General features: G+C 74.0%; 11 protein-coding genes, 2 pseudogenes and 1 riboswitch. Of the genes and pseudogenes, 3 read left to right on the plus strand and 10 right to left on the minus strand.

What is annotated here, in order from left to right:
• Positions 1-39: 39 nt before the first annotated feature.
• The 7 genes from cobM to AC559T_RS25280 all read right to left on the minus strand — a co-directional run bounded on the left by cobM (position 40) and on the right by AC559T_RS25280 (position 10,242).
• A complete protein-coding gene (gene cobM, locus AC559T_RS25250; RefSeq protein ID WP_498870298.1) occupies positions 40-2,868 on the minus strand; it encodes a precorrin-4 C(11)-methyltransferase in 2,829 nt (942 codons plus the stop codon).
• The gene (locus AC559T_RS25255; protein WP_498870299.1) at positions 2,865-3,770 is read right to left on the minus strand and encodes an SAM-dependent methyltransferase; all 906 of its coding nucleotides are present in this window, start codon (positions 3,768-3,770) and stop codon (positions 2,865-2,867) included. Before AC559T_RS25255 ends, cobM begins: the two co-directional genes overlap by 4 nt.
• Positions 3,767-5,413, minus strand: coding sequence for a cobyrinic acid a,c-diamide synthase CobB (locus AC559T_RS25260; RefSeq protein WP_498870300.1), 1,647 nt, complete (start codon positions 5,411-5,413; stop codon positions 3,767-3,769). The genes AC559T_RS25255 and AC559T_RS25260 overlap by 4 nt, the downstream gene beginning before the upstream one ends.
• The gene (cobO, locus tag AC559T_RS25265; RefSeq protein ID WP_112105571.1) at positions 5,407-6,015 is read right to left on the minus strand and encodes a cob(I)yrinic acid a,c-diamide adenosyltransferase; all 609 of its coding nucleotides are present in this window, start codon (positions 6,013-6,015) and stop codon (positions 5,407-5,409) included. Before cobO ends, AC559T_RS25260 begins: the two co-directional genes overlap by 7 nt.
• Entirely contained in the window at positions 6,015-8,321 is a 2,307-nt protein-coding gene (locus AC559T_RS25270; RefSeq protein ID WP_498870301.1) for a VWA domain-containing protein, read from the minus strand. Before AC559T_RS25270 ends, cobO begins: the two co-directional genes overlap by 1 nt.
• Before the next feature lie 127 nt (positions 8,322-8,448).
• Positions 8,449-8,577: riboswitch (cobalamin riboswitch) on the minus strand.
• Between the two features lie 162 nt (positions 8,578-8,739).
• A complete protein-coding gene (locus tag AC559T_RS25275; protein WP_373693998.1) occupies positions 8,740-9,741 on the minus strand; it encodes a site-specific integrase in 1,002 nt (333 codons plus the stop codon).
• Positions 9,742-9,969: 228 nt separating this feature from the next.
• The gene (locus tag AC559T_RS25280) at positions 9,970-10,242 is read right to left on the minus strand and encodes a hypothetical protein (protein ID WP_498870302.1); all 273 of its coding nucleotides are present in this window, start codon (positions 10,240-10,242) and stop codon (positions 9,970-9,972) included.
• 55 nt (positions 10,243-10,297) lie between these two features.
• On the opposite strand from AC559T_RS25280, the gene AC559T_RS25285 reads away from it, so the two are divergent.
• On the plus strand, positions 10,298-10,750 hold the full coding sequence (locus tag AC559T_RS25285) for a MarR family winged helix-turn-helix transcriptional regulator (protein WP_112109042.1): 453 nt from the start codon (positions 10,298-10,300) through the stop codon (positions 10,748-10,750).
• A 62-nt stretch (positions 10,751-10,812) separates the two neighbouring features.
• Here AC559T_RS25285 and AC559T_RS25290 read toward each other — a convergent pair whose 3' ends face one another.
• Both AC559T_RS25290 and AC559T_RS25295 read right to left on the minus strand, forming a co-directional pair.
• Positions 10,813-11,373: a GNAT family N-acetyltransferase gene (locus AC559T_RS25290; protein WP_498870303.1), complete on the minus strand. Its 561-nt coding sequence runs from the start codon at positions 11,371-11,373 to the stop codon at positions 10,813-10,815.
• A gap of 71 nt (positions 11,374-11,444) precedes the next feature.
• Positions 11,445-11,600 carry a hypothetical protein gene (locus AC559T_RS25295; RefSeq protein WP_200835499.1) on the minus strand — a complete coding sequence of 52 codons (156 nt, stop codon included), beginning with the start codon at positions 11,598-11,600 and terminating at the stop codon, positions 11,445-11,447.
• Positions 11,601-11,659: 59 nt separating this feature from the next.
• On the opposite strand from AC559T_RS25295, the pseudogene AC559T_RS25300 reads away from it, so the two are divergent.
• Positions 11,660-11,776, plus strand: a pseudogene (locus AC559T_RS25300) (Tn3 family transposase); the annotation flags it as partial.
• Positions 11,777-12,402: 626 nt separating this feature from the next.
• Here AC559T_RS25300 and AC559T_RS25305 read toward each other — a convergent pair.
• Positions 12,403-13,605: an ABC transporter substrate-binding protein gene (locus tag AC559T_RS25305; protein WP_498870318.1), complete on the minus strand. Its 1,203-nt coding sequence runs from the start codon at positions 13,603-13,605 to the stop codon at positions 12,403-12,405.
• A gap of 450 nt (positions 13,606-14,055) precedes the next feature.
• Here AC559T_RS25305 and AC559T_RS25310 point away from each other — a divergent pair.
• Positions 14,056-14,990 (plus strand): annotated as a pseudogene (locus tag AC559T_RS25310) (Tn3 family transposase); the annotation flags it as partial.
• Positions 14,991-15,832 lie beyond the last annotated feature (842 nt).

Genomic DNA, 15,832 nt, shown 5'->3' on the forward strand with positions numbered 1-15,832 from the left:
CTGCGGCGGGTCGGCCGGTGCGGGCCCGGCGGCTGCGGGTCAGCGCCACGTGTAGTCCCGTGGGGTGACGACCAGGCCGGCGCGCAGCCGGGTCTGGCTCGAGCCGACGACGACCGTGGTCGTCATCCCGACGAGGTCCAGCAGCCGCTCCCGCTCACCGGCCCCACCCGCACCGTCCTGGGTGGCTGTGCGGTCGGTGAGGGCACCGAGGGTCGTGACGGTGATCCGCTGCCCGGGCCGGAACGCGTCGGTGACGATCCCCACCGGGGTGCCGGCGCTACGGTGCGCGGCGAGCACGTCGAGGGCGTCGGGTAGCTGGTGGCGTCGGGTGCGGCTGCGCGGGTTGTAGAACGCGACGACCAGGTCGGCTTCGGCGACCGCGCGGACCCGGCCCACGATCCGCTCCCACGGGGTGTGCAGGTCCGACAGGCTGATCAGCGCATGGTCGTGCCCGAGCGGGGCGCCGAGCAGTGCGGCGGCGGCGAGCGCCGCGGTCACCCCCGGCACGGCGACCACGTCGAACGACCCGTCGGCCAGGTCGAGCGCGGGGCTGCCCATCGCGTACACCCCGGCGTCGCCGCTGCCGATGAGCGCGACGGCATGCCCGGCGCGGGCGTGTGCGACGGCGGTCTCGGCGCGGGCCTGCTCGTCACCGAGCCCGCTGTCGAGCACGGTGACCCCGGCGGGCAGCAGATCGGCGACGGACCGCACGTACTGGTCCAACCCGACCACGATCCGGGCGCGGGCCAGCTCGGCGCGGGCGGCGGGGGTGAGTAGCCGACGGTCCCCGGGACCGAGCCCGACGACGGCGAGCCGGCCGCGGGGCCGGTGCCGGGCCACAGCGACGGTCGCGTGCGCGCTGACCTGCTTGGCGACCACCAGCTGCGCCGTCACCGCCGGTACGCCGGTTGGCTCGCCGGTTGGCGGGCTGGCGGGGAGGAGACTGGCGGCTTCGGCGACGCTCGGCGTGCCGACCGCGGCGCGCACCACCTCCGACGGGTGCGGCACGGTGACCACGGCCAGGGCCTGCGGGGGGTGCGCCACCAGCGGCCAGCCGCGGCGGCGGGCCACCTCCAGCAGCCCCACCTCGTCGGCTTTCGCGGTCACCGACGCCAGATGGGTCACCGCCAGCGGGGACAGCCCGGCGCCGGCCAGCGCGGTGTCGATGAGCGCGTCGATCTCGTCGGCGGGCGCGCCGCGGCTCGCCCCGACCCCGACGACCAGGCTCGGGGGCCGGTAGACCACCCGCGGGCCGGCTCCGTCCGGCGGCGCGCCCAGCAGCCGGTCGGTGACATGAATCGACGCCACCGCCGTCCCCTCCACGCCCACCGCCCCACCATCAACAGCGCCGGTGATGGTGGTGGTGACGGACGGGGGTAGCGGCGGCAGTGGCCACACCGCGTCGGCGTGCAGGGCGACGGGATGACCCGACAGGACGGCCGTGCCGACGGCGGCCAGCTCCGAACCCGGTTCGACAGTGAACCCGAGCTCGGCGCCGAACCCGTCCAGGGCGCTCACCCCGGTGGCGTCACTGGCCGTGGTGATCACCGGTGTGGCGCCGAGGGCGTCGGCGACCTGCTCGGCGAGCCGGTTCGCGCCACCGGCGTGCCCACCGCACAACGCGACCGCGAACCGGCGCGCCTCGTCCACACACACCACACCCGGGTCGTGGTCCTTGCCGCGCAGCAGCCCGTCGAGGAGGCGGACCGTCGCCCCGGTCGCCAGGAAACAGACGATGCCCGTGACGCCGTCCGCGAGCGCGGCGGTGATCGCGTCGCGGGGCCGGCCCGGGTAGAGCCGGGCGGTGGGCCAGCGGCGGGTGAGCTCACCGGCCGCGGCCCGCCCGGCGGCGGTCACCGCCACCAGCGCCACCAGGCCCGCGCCGTCCACCGCCGCGCCCTGCGGTGCCACCGGCTCGGCCGACGCCCCCCGCTCCCGCTCCCGTTCCAGCACGGCCGGGGCCGGGGCGGCGGGGTGTGGGCTGGCGGGGAGCTGGGTGGCGCCGGCGGCGGCCAGCGCCCGGTCGGCGTCGCGCAGCACCGTGCGCGCACCGGACTGCGCCCGCCGGTAGGTGTGAAAATGCCCCGGGTGGTACAGGTGGGAGCGTCGCCCCCCGGCCACCAGCGCCGGGCCGACGAGCACCAGGGTGTGCTTCCACAGCCGGTGCGCCTTGACCGTGTCGGCGAGCGTGTCGAGGGTGCAGCGCACGATCAGCTCGTCCGGCCAGCTCACCTGGTAGGCGACGACACAGGGCGTGTCCGGCGGGTAGCCGCCGGCGAGCAGCTCGTCGCGCAGCTGCCCGGAACGGGCCGCGGACAGGAACAGCGCCATCGTCGTGCCGTGCCGGGCGAGGTCGCGGACCTCCTCCCCGGGTGGCATCGGGGTCTTCCCACCCCCGAGCCGGGTCAGGATCACCGACTGGGCGACCTCGGGGACGGTCAGCTCCCGGCGCAACGCCGCGGCGAGCGCGGTGAAGCTGCTCACCCCGGGCACGATGTCGCTGTCCAGGCCGAGCCGGTCGCAGATCTCCAGCTGCTCCTGCACCGCCCCCCACAGCGCCGGATCCCCCGAGTGGACCCGGGCGACGTGCAGACCCTGCTCGGCGGCACGGCGGTAGACCGCCTCGACGCCCTCCAACGGCAACGCCGCGGAGTCGATCAGTTCGGCGCCGTCACGGGCATGGTCGAGGATGGCGGGGTGCACCAGCGAGGACGCCCAGATCACCACGTCGGCGGCGGCGAGAACCGCCGCGCCGCGCACGGTGATCAGATCGGCGGCACCCGGGCCGGCGCCGACGAAACTGACCCGCCCGCGTCCCGGCCCGGCGCCGTCCACTGGCTGACCGGTGCCGCGGCCGGGGTGGCTCATCGTGGCCACCGTGCCCGCCGCGTCGCCAGGACCGTGGACAGGTAGGGCCCGGTCTCGCCCGGTTCCAGGTCGGCGGCGGGACGGATGTCCTGCTCGGGCAGGCCGAGCGCGGCCCCGTAGACGGCGTGCCCGGCCGGCCCGTCGAGCCGGGCGGCGTCGGCGAGCACCCCGCGGACGGCGGGCAGGGCACGCCCACCCTTGTAGGCGACGACGGTGTCGAAGCCGGCGACCGCGCTGCGGTAGGCGTCGACGCCGGCGGTCAGCGGGAGCAGCGCGAGGGTTTCCGCGCCGTGGGCGAGCACGGTGCCCGACCGGGCGGCCAGGTCCTGCATCGCGGTGATACCCGGCACCGTGTCCAGTTCGACGTCGGGGAGCAGGGTGCGCACTGCGGCGGCGAGGGCGGTGAACGTCGAGTACAGGTTCGGGTCTCCGATCGTCGCGAACGCCACCGTGATCCCAGACCCAGACCCAGACCCAGACCCAGGTCCTGTGTCTGGCGCTGTCGCCGGGCCGGCCAAGGTGCCGGGCGGCCCGCCGTCGGGCGCGCCGTCCGCGGTGCCGGTGGTTTCGCCACGTAGGGCGGCGGCGACGGCACGGGCGGGACCGAGGTAGTCGGCGTCGCCGGCCATCCGGAACGGCAGCGTCACGATCCGGTCGTGGTCGACGTGGGCGCGCACCGTCACCTCCGCCCGCCCCGGCGGCCCCGCACCCGTGGCCGTCCCGGGCCGGTCGGTGGGGCTGGGGCTGCCCGGCGCGGGACCGTACGGGCCGTGGCCGTCGCTGACCGGGACGAACACGACGGTCGCCTCCCGCAGAACGCGGACCGCCCGGTAGGTCACCAGGTCCGGGTCGCCCGGGCCGACACCGACACCGACGAGTCGGGGGTTCACCGTGCCGCTCACCGCGATGACACCTCCGTTGTTCCAGGGGACGCCGGGGGATTGCCACCGGCGTCCCGTCCATGGCCGTGCCCGCCGCCGGCGGGTGGGGTGCCGCCGGATGGGCGGGTGCGGGCGGTACCGGCGGCGGCGACGAGCCGCGCCGGCACGGCGGGTAGGCCCGCCCAGTGCAGGTGCAGGTAGGAGGCGTGCACCCCGCCGCGGACAAACCCCTCAGGTCGCCCACCCACCGCCGTACCGTCCACTCCGCCGTCCACCCGCCCGCCGGCACCGGCGGCGGGGTCGCTGTCACCGAACCGCGGCGGTGGGATGTCCACCTGCCAGGCCGGTGTCCCGGGCAGCTCCGCCCGGTCGACGCTCAGCCGGGTGCGGTGGAACTCGTGGGCGGTGACGACCGTCCCCGCCGCCACCAGCGGGCTGTCAGCCGCGGCGGCCGCATGCCGGTAGCCCAGGGTGAGCCGCGGGCCCATCACCGCGTCGGTGTCGAGAACCCCGCACATCGCCGTCCCGTCCAACGAACGGCCCAGGTAGAGCAGCCCGGCGCATTCGGCGACCAGCGGCGCGCCGCGGGCCGCCAGCGCCGCGACCTGCCCACGCAGCCGGCTGTTCGCCGCCAGCGCGCCGGCATGCTCCTCGGGGAACCCGCCACCGACGACCAGCGCGTCCGTGCCGTCCGGGAGGGTCTCGTCGCGCAGCGGGTCGACGGTGAGCACCTGCGCGCCAGCGGCGGTGAGGAGCTCGACGTGCTCGGTGTAGCCGAAGGTGAACGCCGCCCCGCCGGCCACCGCGATCCGCACCGGCCGCCCCCCGGGCACCACACCCCCCGCGCCCGCGTTGATGGTGTGCTGCCCGACCCGACCCGCAGCACCGGCGGCGGTGGCCTGCGCGATCTGCCGGGCGGGATCCCACGGGTCGACCGGCAGGGGTGGCGCCGAGGAGGCGAGGCGGATCAGCGCGTCCAGGTCGACCGCCGACCCGACCAGCGCACCGAGACGCCGCACCGCCTGCGCGGCCGCCGCGCTGCGTTCCGCCGCCGGCACCAGCCCCAGATGCCGCGACGGGGTGTGCACCGCGCCGTCGCGGGGCACCGCGCCCAGCACCGCCACCCCGATCCCGGCCAGCGCACCGGTGAGGATCTGCCGGTGCCGGTCCGACCCGACCCGGTTGAGGATCACCCCGGCGAGGCGTACCCGCCGGTCGAACGCGGCGAACCCGCAGACCAGCGCGGCCACCGACCGCCCGGCCCCGGCGGCGTCGACGACCAGCACCACCGGCGCGTCGAGGAGCCGGGCGACATGCGCGGTCGACCCGTGATCAGCCTCCTGCCCGGCAGCAGGGGCGGCGACCCCGTCGAACAGGCCCATCACCCCTTCGACGACCGCCAGCTGCGCGCCGGCCGCCCCGTGGGCGAACAGCGGGCCGATCAGATCCGGCCCGCACAGCACCGCGTCCAGGTTGCGGCCGGGCCGGCCGGTCGCCAGCGCGTGATAACCCGGGTCGATGTAGTCCGGGCCCACCTTGTGACCCGACACCCGCAGGCCGCGGGCGGTCAGCGCGGCCATCAGCCCGGTCGCCACCGTCGTCTTCCCCGCGCCGGACGTCGGGGCGGCGAGCACCAGCCGGGGGATCAGCCCGGCGCTCACCATTCGATGCCCCGCTGCCCCTTCTGCCCGGCGTCCATCGGATGCTTCACCTTCGTCATGTCGGTGACCAGATCCGCGGCGTCGACCAGCGCGGCCGGCGCCTCCCGGCCGGTGATCACCACATGCTGCCCGTCGGGTCGGGCGGCGAGCACCGCGAGGACCTCGTCCAGGTCGATCCACCCCCAGCGCAGCGGATAGGTCAGCTCGTCGAGGACGTAGAGCCGGTAGGTGCCGGCGGTCAGATCGCGGGCGATCTGCGCCCACCCCTCGGCGGCCGCGCCCGCCGGGTCGGCGGCCGGGTCGAGGCGGGCCTGCACCCAGCTCCACCCCTGGCCCATCTTGTGCCAGGTCACCGTCCCACCCTCACCGCTGGCCGAGAGCACCCGCAGCGCCTTCTCCTCCCCGATGCGCCACTTCGCCGACTTCACGAACTGGAACACCCCGACCGGCCAGCCCTGCGCCCAGCCCCGCAACGCCAACCCGAACGCCGCCGTCGACTTTCCCTTCCCCTGCCCGGTGTGCACGATCAGCAGCGGACGGTCCCGGCGCTGCCGCGTCGTCAGCCCGTCGTCGGGGACCTGCGCGGGCTGCCCCTGCGGCGCCATCAGGCGACCCGCCCGGGGACGCCGCCGGCCTGCGGGAGGGCGTCGAGGTCGACCAGGTCGGCGCCGAGCACGGCGGCGAGCCGCCCGGCCAGCCCGAGGCGCACCGGGCCGGTCTCACAGTCCACGACCACACTCGCCAACCCACCCCGGCGCACCCGGCCGGCCGCCCCGGCCCCACCGCGTGCGCCGCCGCCCTGCCCGGCGACCCCACCGGCCGCGCGCAGCAACCCCCGCGCCGCCGCACCCGGATCACCCCCGGCGGTGGCCCGCCCGTCGGTGACCAGCACCAGCAGCGGACGGCGGTCGGGGTCGCGGCGCGCCTCGGCGCGCAGCACCACCCCGGCGCATTCCAACCCGGCCGCGATCGGGGTCCGCCCCCCGGTCCGCAACCCGACGAGGCGCGCCGCCCCCACCTCCACACTGGACGTCGGCGCAAGCACCACCTGCGCATCCACCCCCCGGAACGTGATCATGCCGATGCGGTCGCGGCGCTGGTAGGCGTCGACAAGCAGAGACAGCACCGCGGTGCTGACCCGGCGCAGCCGGGTGCGGGCGGCCATCGACCCGCTGGCGTCGACGACGAACAGCACCAGGTTCCCCTCCCGGCCGCGGCGGTGCGCGCCGCGCCGGTCGGCGGGGTCGAGCACCAGCGCCGGGCCGGTGCGGCCCCGGTCGTGCTGGTGGGGGGCGGCGGCCAGCAGCGTCGCCGGCAGGTGCAACCCGGGGGCGTCCGCGCCGGTCCGGGCGACCGCCCCGCGGGAGGTGCGTGCCGCCGAACGACGCCCGGCCGCCCCCGCGCCCAGCCCGGCGACGGACAGCAGCCGCGGCCGGAACGGCATACCGGGAACCCCAGCCGCCGGCGCCGGCCCACCGCCGCGCGCCGCGCCGCCGTCCACATGCGTCTGCGCTGTCTGGGCTGCTCGGGCCATGCCCGCCGGGCCACCCGCCTCCGCTGCCGGCCCACCGCCGCCCGCCGGCGCCGCGGACGACAGGGCGGCACCGGGCGGGGGAGAACCCGCCGGCCCGACACCCTCAGGCCCACCCGCCGCCGGCCCGCTCAGATCAGCGGACTCGCCACCGGCCCTCGCCGAGGCGCCGGTGAGGTCACCGGTACCACCCGCCGGGACATCCACCCCCGACCCGTCTCCGCCAGACCCGTCCCACCCGCCGGTGTCGTCACGCCACCGCTGGCCACCACCCGGCGACCCGCCACCAGGAGAATCATCCGGCCCGTCCCCGTCCGGGGGGCCGTCGCCGGGGTGTACCCGGTCGCGCAGCACCTCCTCGACCGTGTCGTCGAGCGCGCCGCCGTCCCCACCCGGGGCGTCGAACGGGCCACGGCGGCGCCGATGCGGCAGCACGAACCGGGCCGAGACCCGAATGTCATCCGGGCTGACCTCCGCCCGACCCTCCCACGCCGCGCGCGCCATCGCCGTCTTCGCCAGCACCACGTCGGCGCGCATCCCGTCGACGTCACACGCCGCGCACACCGCGGCGACCGCGTCCAACGCGGCGTCGGAGAGCTCCACCCGGCCCAACCGGGCCTGCGCGGCCGCGATCCGCCCCGCCAGCTCCGCCTCCGCGCCGGCCCAGACGGCGGCGAACCCGACCGGGTCGGCTTCGAACGTCAACCGGCGGCGTACCACCTGCGCGCGTACCCGCGGGTCACGGCTGGCCGCCACCTGCACCGTCAACCCGAACCGGTCCAGCAGCTGCGGGCGCAGCTCACCCTCCTCCGGGTTCATCGTCCCCACCAGCCAGAACCGCGCCGGATGGCTGACCGACACCCCGTCGCGTTCCACCTGCGCCACCCCGAGCGCGGCCGCGTCCAACAGCAGATCCACCAGATGGTCGGCGAGCAGGTTCACCTCGTCGACGTAGAGCACCCCGCGGTGCGCGGCCGCGAGCAGCCCCGGGCGCAGCGCGGTCACCCCTTCGGCCAGTGCCCGGTCCAGGTCCAACGCGCCGGTCACCCGGTCCTCCGACGCGCCGACCGGCAGCTCCACCAGCCGCGCCGGCCGCGACACCCCCACCCCGCCGGCACCGTGACCGTCGGCGAGGCTGGTCGGGTGCGGGCCATCCGGGCAGTGCACCACCGGCGCCGCCGGATCGCAGGAGAACCGGCAGCCCGGCACCACCGCCACCGGCGGCAGCAACCCCGCCAGCGCGCGGACCGCCGTCGACTTCGCCGTGCCCTTCTCCCCGCGGACCAGTACCCCGCCCACCGTCGGGGACACCGCGTTGAGCAGCAACGCCAACCGCAGATCATCCTGGCCGACCAGCGCGGAGAACGGGAACGTCACCACCGGCCCGCCACCCCCGCACGGGCCGTCGAACGCCACCCGGCCGTCGCCGCGCGGCCGCACACAGTCGTGGGCATGCCGATGTCCTCCCCGGGGTGTCCTCGCCCTCGAAGCCAGCACGGACGGCGGAAGTATCCTGGCTGCCGGATCACCATCCACCCTCGGCCTTCCAACGGCCCGCAGGGCCGCCGTGACCTTCCGCTGAGGGGGACTCCCCGGTAACAGTGGCGGGACCGCGCCGGATTCACACCGGCTTCCTCCCCGACCGTCCGGCGCCCAGCATGGCACATCGGACAACCGGCAGGGGGCGCCCTGAGACCCACGCCCCGTTCCGCCGGCCGCCGCCCACCACCCGCGACCCACCCCGACCACCCACCGCAACGCCCGCCGGCCGGCCGGCGCCGGTCAGCTCACAGGCGGATCACAGACCGACCCGACCCGACGGGTTGTCCGCGTCGAACAGCCGCCCGGCCCGCACATACGACTCCAACGACGCCGCCGACCGCCACCGGCCCTGCCGCATGATCGACCGGTCCGTCACCCCGGCCCGCGCCGCCGCCGTCGCGAACCCCGACCGCAGCGAATGCCCCGCGAAATCCGCCGGATCCAACCCGGCCGCGGCCACCCGACGCTGCACGATCCGCGCCACCGACCCCGGGTAGAGCCGGCCCGCGCCGACCTGCCCGTGCCGGTTCACCCCCCGAAACGCCGCCCCGCCAGCCAGCGGCGTCCCCGCCGCCGCCGCGGCCGCCACCCATCCCCGCCACGCCCGCACCGGGCACGTCGGCCGGTACGACCCGTACGCCAACCCGACCTGCGCACCGGCGGACTCCTGGTCGGTCTTGGAACGGCGCACCGTCACGACCAGCCCGTCGTCGGTCTCCACCAGGTCGGCGGTGTCCAACCCGACCAGCTCACTGCGACGCAGGCAGCCGGCGAACCCGACCAGCAGCAGCGCCCTGTCCCGCACATCCGCCAACTGCGAGTCGTCGAGGCCGGAGACGACCCGCGACAGCAACGTCGTGTCCAACGCGGCCTTGCGCGCCGGGCGCACCCCCCGCGACCGGCGGATCCCGTTCCACACCGCCGACACCTCCGCCGACCCCGTCGGATTCTCGGCATGGGCGAGCTGATGCGCCACCGAGATCGCGGCGAGGCGACGGCGGATCGTCGACGGCGCATACCCGGCGTCCGCCAGCTCGGTGATGTACCCGGCGACGGTCACCGCGGAGGCGGGCACGGCGACCAGCGGCACGGGACGTCCCTCGCACCAGGACCGGAAATGACGCAGGTCGGCGTCGTAGGCACGCCAGGTCGCCGCCGACCGGGACGCCCGCGCGTAGTCCCCGACCCGGCCGGCGAGCGGCCCGTCGAGCCCCACCGCGCCCGGCACGGCCACCGGCCCGGCCGCGACGATCTCCACCGCGTCCACGACGTCCACGACGTCGGTCGCGTCGATGACGTCCGCCACGTCCGCGGCCCGCCCGGCGCCCGCCGCCGCGGTCGTGGTCGCTGGCGGGGTCGGATCGCCGCCCGGCGCCGGCCCGGCACCGACCTGTCGCCGGACGGTCTCACCGCCGTCATGCTGCCCGCCTGCCACCCGCTCGCCTCCCACCCGCACCACACCCACCGGTCCCCCACCTGCAGATGATCATAGGGGGTGGTGAAGGAACCCGTCCCCGCCCGGGCGGGTGTGCGCCGCCGCCCGATCGGCCCGCACCCACCCCGCGACAACCACCAGCAGCAGCACCGCGACCACGATGAGCAGCACCACCGGCCCTTCCCGCCGCGACCCCACCGCAGAGCCGGCGACCACCCCCGACAGCCCCACTCTTCGGCGCCGCGGCCCGGCGAGCCGCCGGCCGAGGCCGCGCCCGCCCACCGCGCCCGTGCACCCGCCGGCCCACCCGAACCGGTGCGCCACCACCCACCCTCACAACCAGCCACCGTCCCCCAACGCCGTGGCTAGGCTTTCCGGTATGGCCTCGACGTCACCCGACGCCGCGCCCGCCCGGTTGCGACATGCCACCCACTGGCTGATCGCGCAGCTCGCCAAACACGCGCAGCGGCGCAGCTCCCACGCCTTCACCGCGCTCGGCGCCCACCCCGCCCACTACGCGCTGCTCGCCGCCCTCGACGAGTTCGGCCCGGCCAGCCAGGCCACCCTCGCCCGCCGCGCCGCCCTCGACCGCGCCGACACCGCCGGACTCCTCACCGACCTGCGCACCCGCGGCCTGGTCGAACGCACCCCCGATGCCACCGACCGGCGCCGCACCGTCATCACCCTCACCGACGAGGGCACCACCCACCTGCACCACCTCGACGCCGTCACCGCCGCGATCGGCGACGATCTGCTCGCCGGCCTGCCCCCCGCCGACCGCCACCAGTTCACCGCCCTGCTGACCCGCCTACTCACCGACCGCCCCCACTGACCACACACCCCCGGCCGAGGCGGGCACCCCGCCCGCAGCGCTCACTGCTTCCCCCCGGATCCTCACCGCTCCTCCTGCGGGCCGGTGAGGATCCGGGTGAACGTGACACGAGGCAGTCCCGGCCCGTCGTAGTCCTGTTGGACGGGGACCCCGTCGGCCGTCGCGGCGTCGCCGGGGTCCACCTGGAACCCGAGACCGGTGTGGAACGCCACCGACGCCGCGTTACCCGGGCTGGTCACACACCGCACCCGGGTGCGGCCCCGCGCGGCCGCCAGCGTGAAGAACCGCCGGTAGAGGAACGCCCCGACACCGCGGCGGCGCAACGCCGGATCAACCCCGACGAAATGAATGTAGGCGACCTCAGGCTGCGACTGGGACAGGAAACCGATCAGGAACGCCACCAGCGCACCGTCCGGCTGTTCCACCACGAAACTGCTGTCGGTGAAATGCTGGAAGAACAACCGGGGGAGCAGCAGGCTGCGTTCCCGCGACCCGGCGGCACCCCCGAAACCCGCCCACCAGACGTCCAACACGGCCAGCACCCGCCGCTGATCCTCGGGGATGGGAGAGCGCAGCAGCAGACCGCCGGGAAGGCCGGCACCGTCGGGAAAGTCGTCGATCACCGCGCAATCCTGACCGCGGCCCGCCCGCCCACGCCAACCCATTTCCGCTGGCCGGTTCCGCTTCCGCCAGGTCAGGCCGGGTCAGGCTGCTCCTGGTGGGTGGTGCGTGCCAGGCGGCCCGGCCGCGGGCCGGCGTGGGCGCGCAGGGTGCCGTCGGGGGCCCAGATCGCCGAGCGGCCCGCCGTGCGAGCGAAACCACCGCCGGTGGGACCGGCGAAGCTGGTCATCGCGACCCACACCCGGTGCTCGGCGAGGACCCGCCGTGCCCGCCGCGCTGTCGTCGGTGACGCTGTTGCGCCGGCTCGGCCATGACTCCCGCAAGAACCGGCTGTACCGGGCGTTTCGCGAACTCGGCCGTGCGGTGCGCACCCTGGTCCTGCTGCGTTACCTGTCCGAACCTGAAAACCAACGAAATCCCTTTGTTCTCCACGGTTCTCGACCAGATCCCCGACCTGACCGACGTCCTGGTCACCGTCGATGCGATGCACGCGCAGACCGCGTACGCCGACTACCTCCACGGCCGCGGAGCACACCTGTTGGTCACCGTGAACCGTCTACGCGATCTGCACCCTGCCCGCCGAGGACGCCCTACCGGCCGAACTCGCCACTTGGATCCGCGGCCACTGGTCCATCGAGGTCCGCCTGCACTGGGTCCGTGACGTCACCCTGGGTGAAGACCTCCACCGGGCCCGTACCGGCAGCGGCCCCCAGGTCATGGCCACTCTCCGCACCAGCACAAACACGACTTTGCAATGACCCTGGGCAGCGCCCGGGGGCCGTAGTAGGGCGTCGGGACGCCCGGCCGTGTCCCGCCGGCGTACATCTCCCACACTCTCGGGTCCGGCCCGGAGTAGCGTCCACTCCGGGCCGGGTGCGGGAGACCTCCTGTGCCAGCTATAGCGGGCACGCCGGACCTGCGGCGAGCGGATCACCTCGAACACGCTGCTTCGGGTCACCGTCGCCCCGCACCTGTCTCACGCAGGGCGAAGGCACGGTGCCCGTCTCGTAGCAGCGGTGGCGGTCTTCCTCTCAGCTGCCCGTGCCGTCGGCGCAGAGGCGTTCGCGGACGACCTGGAACGCGTCGCCGGCCGGGTTGATCTGGACAAATGCGTAGCAGCTGAGCGGCTGGCCGGCGTTGGTACTCAGGTCGACTGGTTCGATCAGGCCCCCCGCGTCGTAGTCGGTCACACCCCGTAGTGCGCTGATGAAACCCTCACGGGTGGGGCAGTCGCCAGCCAGTTCGAGTCCGCGCAGGAACAGGTCAGTGTAGATGAAGGCGCGCATTGCGAACTGCTGCTCAGGCTGGATGGTCTCCGGCGCGAAGCGCGTCATCGCGTTGCGGTAGCGGTCGATGGGGGCACCGCCGGCCTCGAAGGGGCGGAAGTACACGGGGAACGAGACTCCCGCCAGGGCTGGGCCCAGCGTGGGCAACAGGCCGCGGTCGTACCCGGTGAGCGAGACGCTGGTGGCGAGGTTCAGGTTCGCGGCGCGGGTGGCGTGCACGATGGCGGCGAAGTCCTGGGGAGCCGTGAAGCCGATCAAGGAGTCGGCGCCGAAGTCGGCCAGCTTTTGGGCCACCCGGGCTGGGCTGTCACTGCTGCTCGCGTAGGAAATGGTCTCGGTCGAGGCGAGCCCAATCGACCCGAAAGCGGCCTTGTACCGCGAGATGATATCCAACGTGAACGCCGACGCCCCCGTGGTTACGAAGGCGACCTTCGTGCCGCGGCTGGCCTGGATGTAGCGGCCGACGGTTTCGGGTGAGGGCTCGTACTGGTAGGAGAACAAGTTCTGGTACTTGGCCCAGGCCGACTGGGCGAGACCTACGACGGGGACCCCCTGCGTCGTGAGGCTGTCCAATGAGTCACCGATCGCGGAGGTGGCCGTCACAAGTCCGAAGGCGGACTCACGCCGGAGGAGTTCCTCGGTGACGCGGGCGTTCTGCGATGGGGAGTTCGCGTCGTCGCGCCACTGGTAGACGATGCGGCGGCCGTGTATGCCGCCTTGCTCGTTGGCCAGGCCGATCCTGGCGTCGACCCCGGAGCGGGCCGAGGACAGCGCGGCGCTCGAGTCGGAGACGACGAACCCGAGCTTCACCTGCTCGGATGTGACACCGGGGCTGTTGCAGGCAGCCGCCGCCTCGCCCCCGTCTCCCAGCGTCGAGCAACTGGTCGCGGCGGCCACGAGAATGGTGGCCGCCAACCCTAATGGTCTCGTCAAACTACCTAAGCGCATAAATTTCCCCACAGAAGATAAACGAGGATGGCAGTAGGGCTCGGGGGCGCGGCAAGCCAACCTGGTCGTGCCCGGAACCGCCGCCCCCACCGAGACCTTCATTTCTTACAGATCATCAAGTGATGTGCAGGTCAGGATGGTAGCGACCCTGGCGGGCTGGCCCTGGCCCGGCTGTTGCGTTCCGGCAAGGCTGGGCATGCTGGGCGTCTCTGACGGTGCGGGCGAACGTGACGGGATTCGATGCGCAGGCTCGTTCGGCTGCCGGTGAAGCGCCGGGTCTTCGGTCCAGGATCCGTCGCCAATCCAGTCGTATCGGTGAATTTTGCCCTCCGCGAGAGTCGGGGCGGGCACCTTGTCGCGACGCCGCTGCGGACGGTCGGGCGGGGCGGGTGGGAACCCACGGCCTGATTCGGTGGGATGTGCCTCTGGCTCATCCCACCGCTCGGCATCACCGACTCCACCCACGTGCGCGCCTACGACCAGAACCTGTTCACCGAGTGGCACTCGCGCTACGGCGGCCGCGGGGTGCTCATCTACTGGCATGTGGAGAAGAAGTCGCTGGCCATCCACTCCCAGCTGATCAACTGCACCGCCTCCGAGGTCGCCGCGATGATCGAGGGCGCGATGCGGCGCGGCACCACGATGGATGTCGAGGCCAACTACACGGACTCGCACGGCCAGTCGGAAATCGGGTTCGGCGTCACGAGGCTGCTGAACTTCGACCTGCTGCCGAGGATCAAGCGGATCAACAAGGTGAAGCTGTACCGCCCCGTGGCAGGCGAGCCGGACGCCTACCCGCAGCTGACTCCGGCGCTGACCCGCACCTGCGGCTTCGGGACCTTCAGCGGGAGGTCGAGGAGGGTCTGAACGTGATGGAGTCCTCCAACGGCGCGAACTCCGTGATCGCCTACGGCAAGGGCGGGGAGATCGCCTCGAACCGGCGCGACGAGCAGGAGATGTTCGTGCTGTGCCTGCGCATCCTGCAATCGGCCCTGGTCTACGTGAACACCCTGATGCTCCAGGACATCCTCGGCGAACCGGAGTGGGCCGACCTCCTCACGCCCACCGACCGGCGCGGCCTGACCCCGCTGTTCTGGTCCCACGTACGGCCATACGGTGAGGTGAACCTCGACATGGGCGGCCCGCCTCAACCTCGCCACGGCCTCCATACCGGGCCCCCGGGCCCCGGCCGACCAGGCTGCGCAATCCACCGTGGAGAACGAATGAAGCTGCGCCCGTACAGCACCGTGCGCGAGCCGCGCCGGCGTCTCGCAGGGCGCGACCCCGACGTGTGGCTGCCCCAGGCCCGCGCCTGGGCCACCGTGCTGGCCTCCCCCGCTTGGTGGCGTCTGCCGGACGACGACCGCCGGGCCCGGGCTTCGTAACCGGCAAGCGGGATCTGGAACACATTCCGTGAGGACGATCACTAGACCTCTTCACTGGTTACTGACTGTGGCGATGGACGGGCGGCGGTCAAGAGGACGTGCTTGCGGAGCAACGGGAGTTTGGCACGGCCGAACATCTGACGCTTGACCATTTTGATGTGATTTACCCGGCCCTCGACGGGACCGGAATTCCAGTGGGTTGTCAGGCCCTGGATGACGGCGTCCCAGTCCTTCTCCAGGCCGGTGGCGAAGGAGTGGAGGCCGGGAGGTCCTCGGCGCTCGCGGTGACGATCCAGTCCTTGAGGTGCTGGCCGGTGCGGGTGGTTAGCACCTCGGCGAAGGCACGGACGAGGTGGTCGGCGGCGGTGAGTTCCGGGCAGCGGGCGAGGACCTGGGCGGGGTGGCGTGGGGCCGTTCGCTTGGGTGTCGGCCGATTTGAGCCACGGCGACCGTCAAGCGTCCGTTTGGCGAGCTTGGCCCAGCGCTCGCGTGGCGCGACGGCCTCCGGGAGATGGCGGCGGGCTCGACAGCGTTCGGGCCTTGCCGACAAGGGAAAAAACTTCTGGTTCCGCGGCTGCATCTGTTGGCCGATGGGGCATCAGCCTGGGCCAACGACGCGTACCGCCGTACGCGGCGCGCCGCCGCTTCGCGAGAAGCTTGTCAGCTCCAGCGGACGGCAAAAGAGAGTGGCAAGGAGATCTCTCTCCTCGCCACTCTTAACTTATAGCGCACTGGCGGGCTTGCGGCAAGACCCAGGTCGTGCCGCAGAATCGTCGGCCGAGGCCACAACCTGCGGAAATGAGGGCACGACGTGCGGGTGTTGTTGTCGACGTATGGGGGAC

Origin of the sequence: Frankia sp. Hr75.2 (assembly GCF_949319125.1) — a bacterium.
Lineage (GTDB): Bacteria > Actinomycetota > Actinomycetes > Frankiales > Frankiaceae > Parafrankia > Parafrankia soli.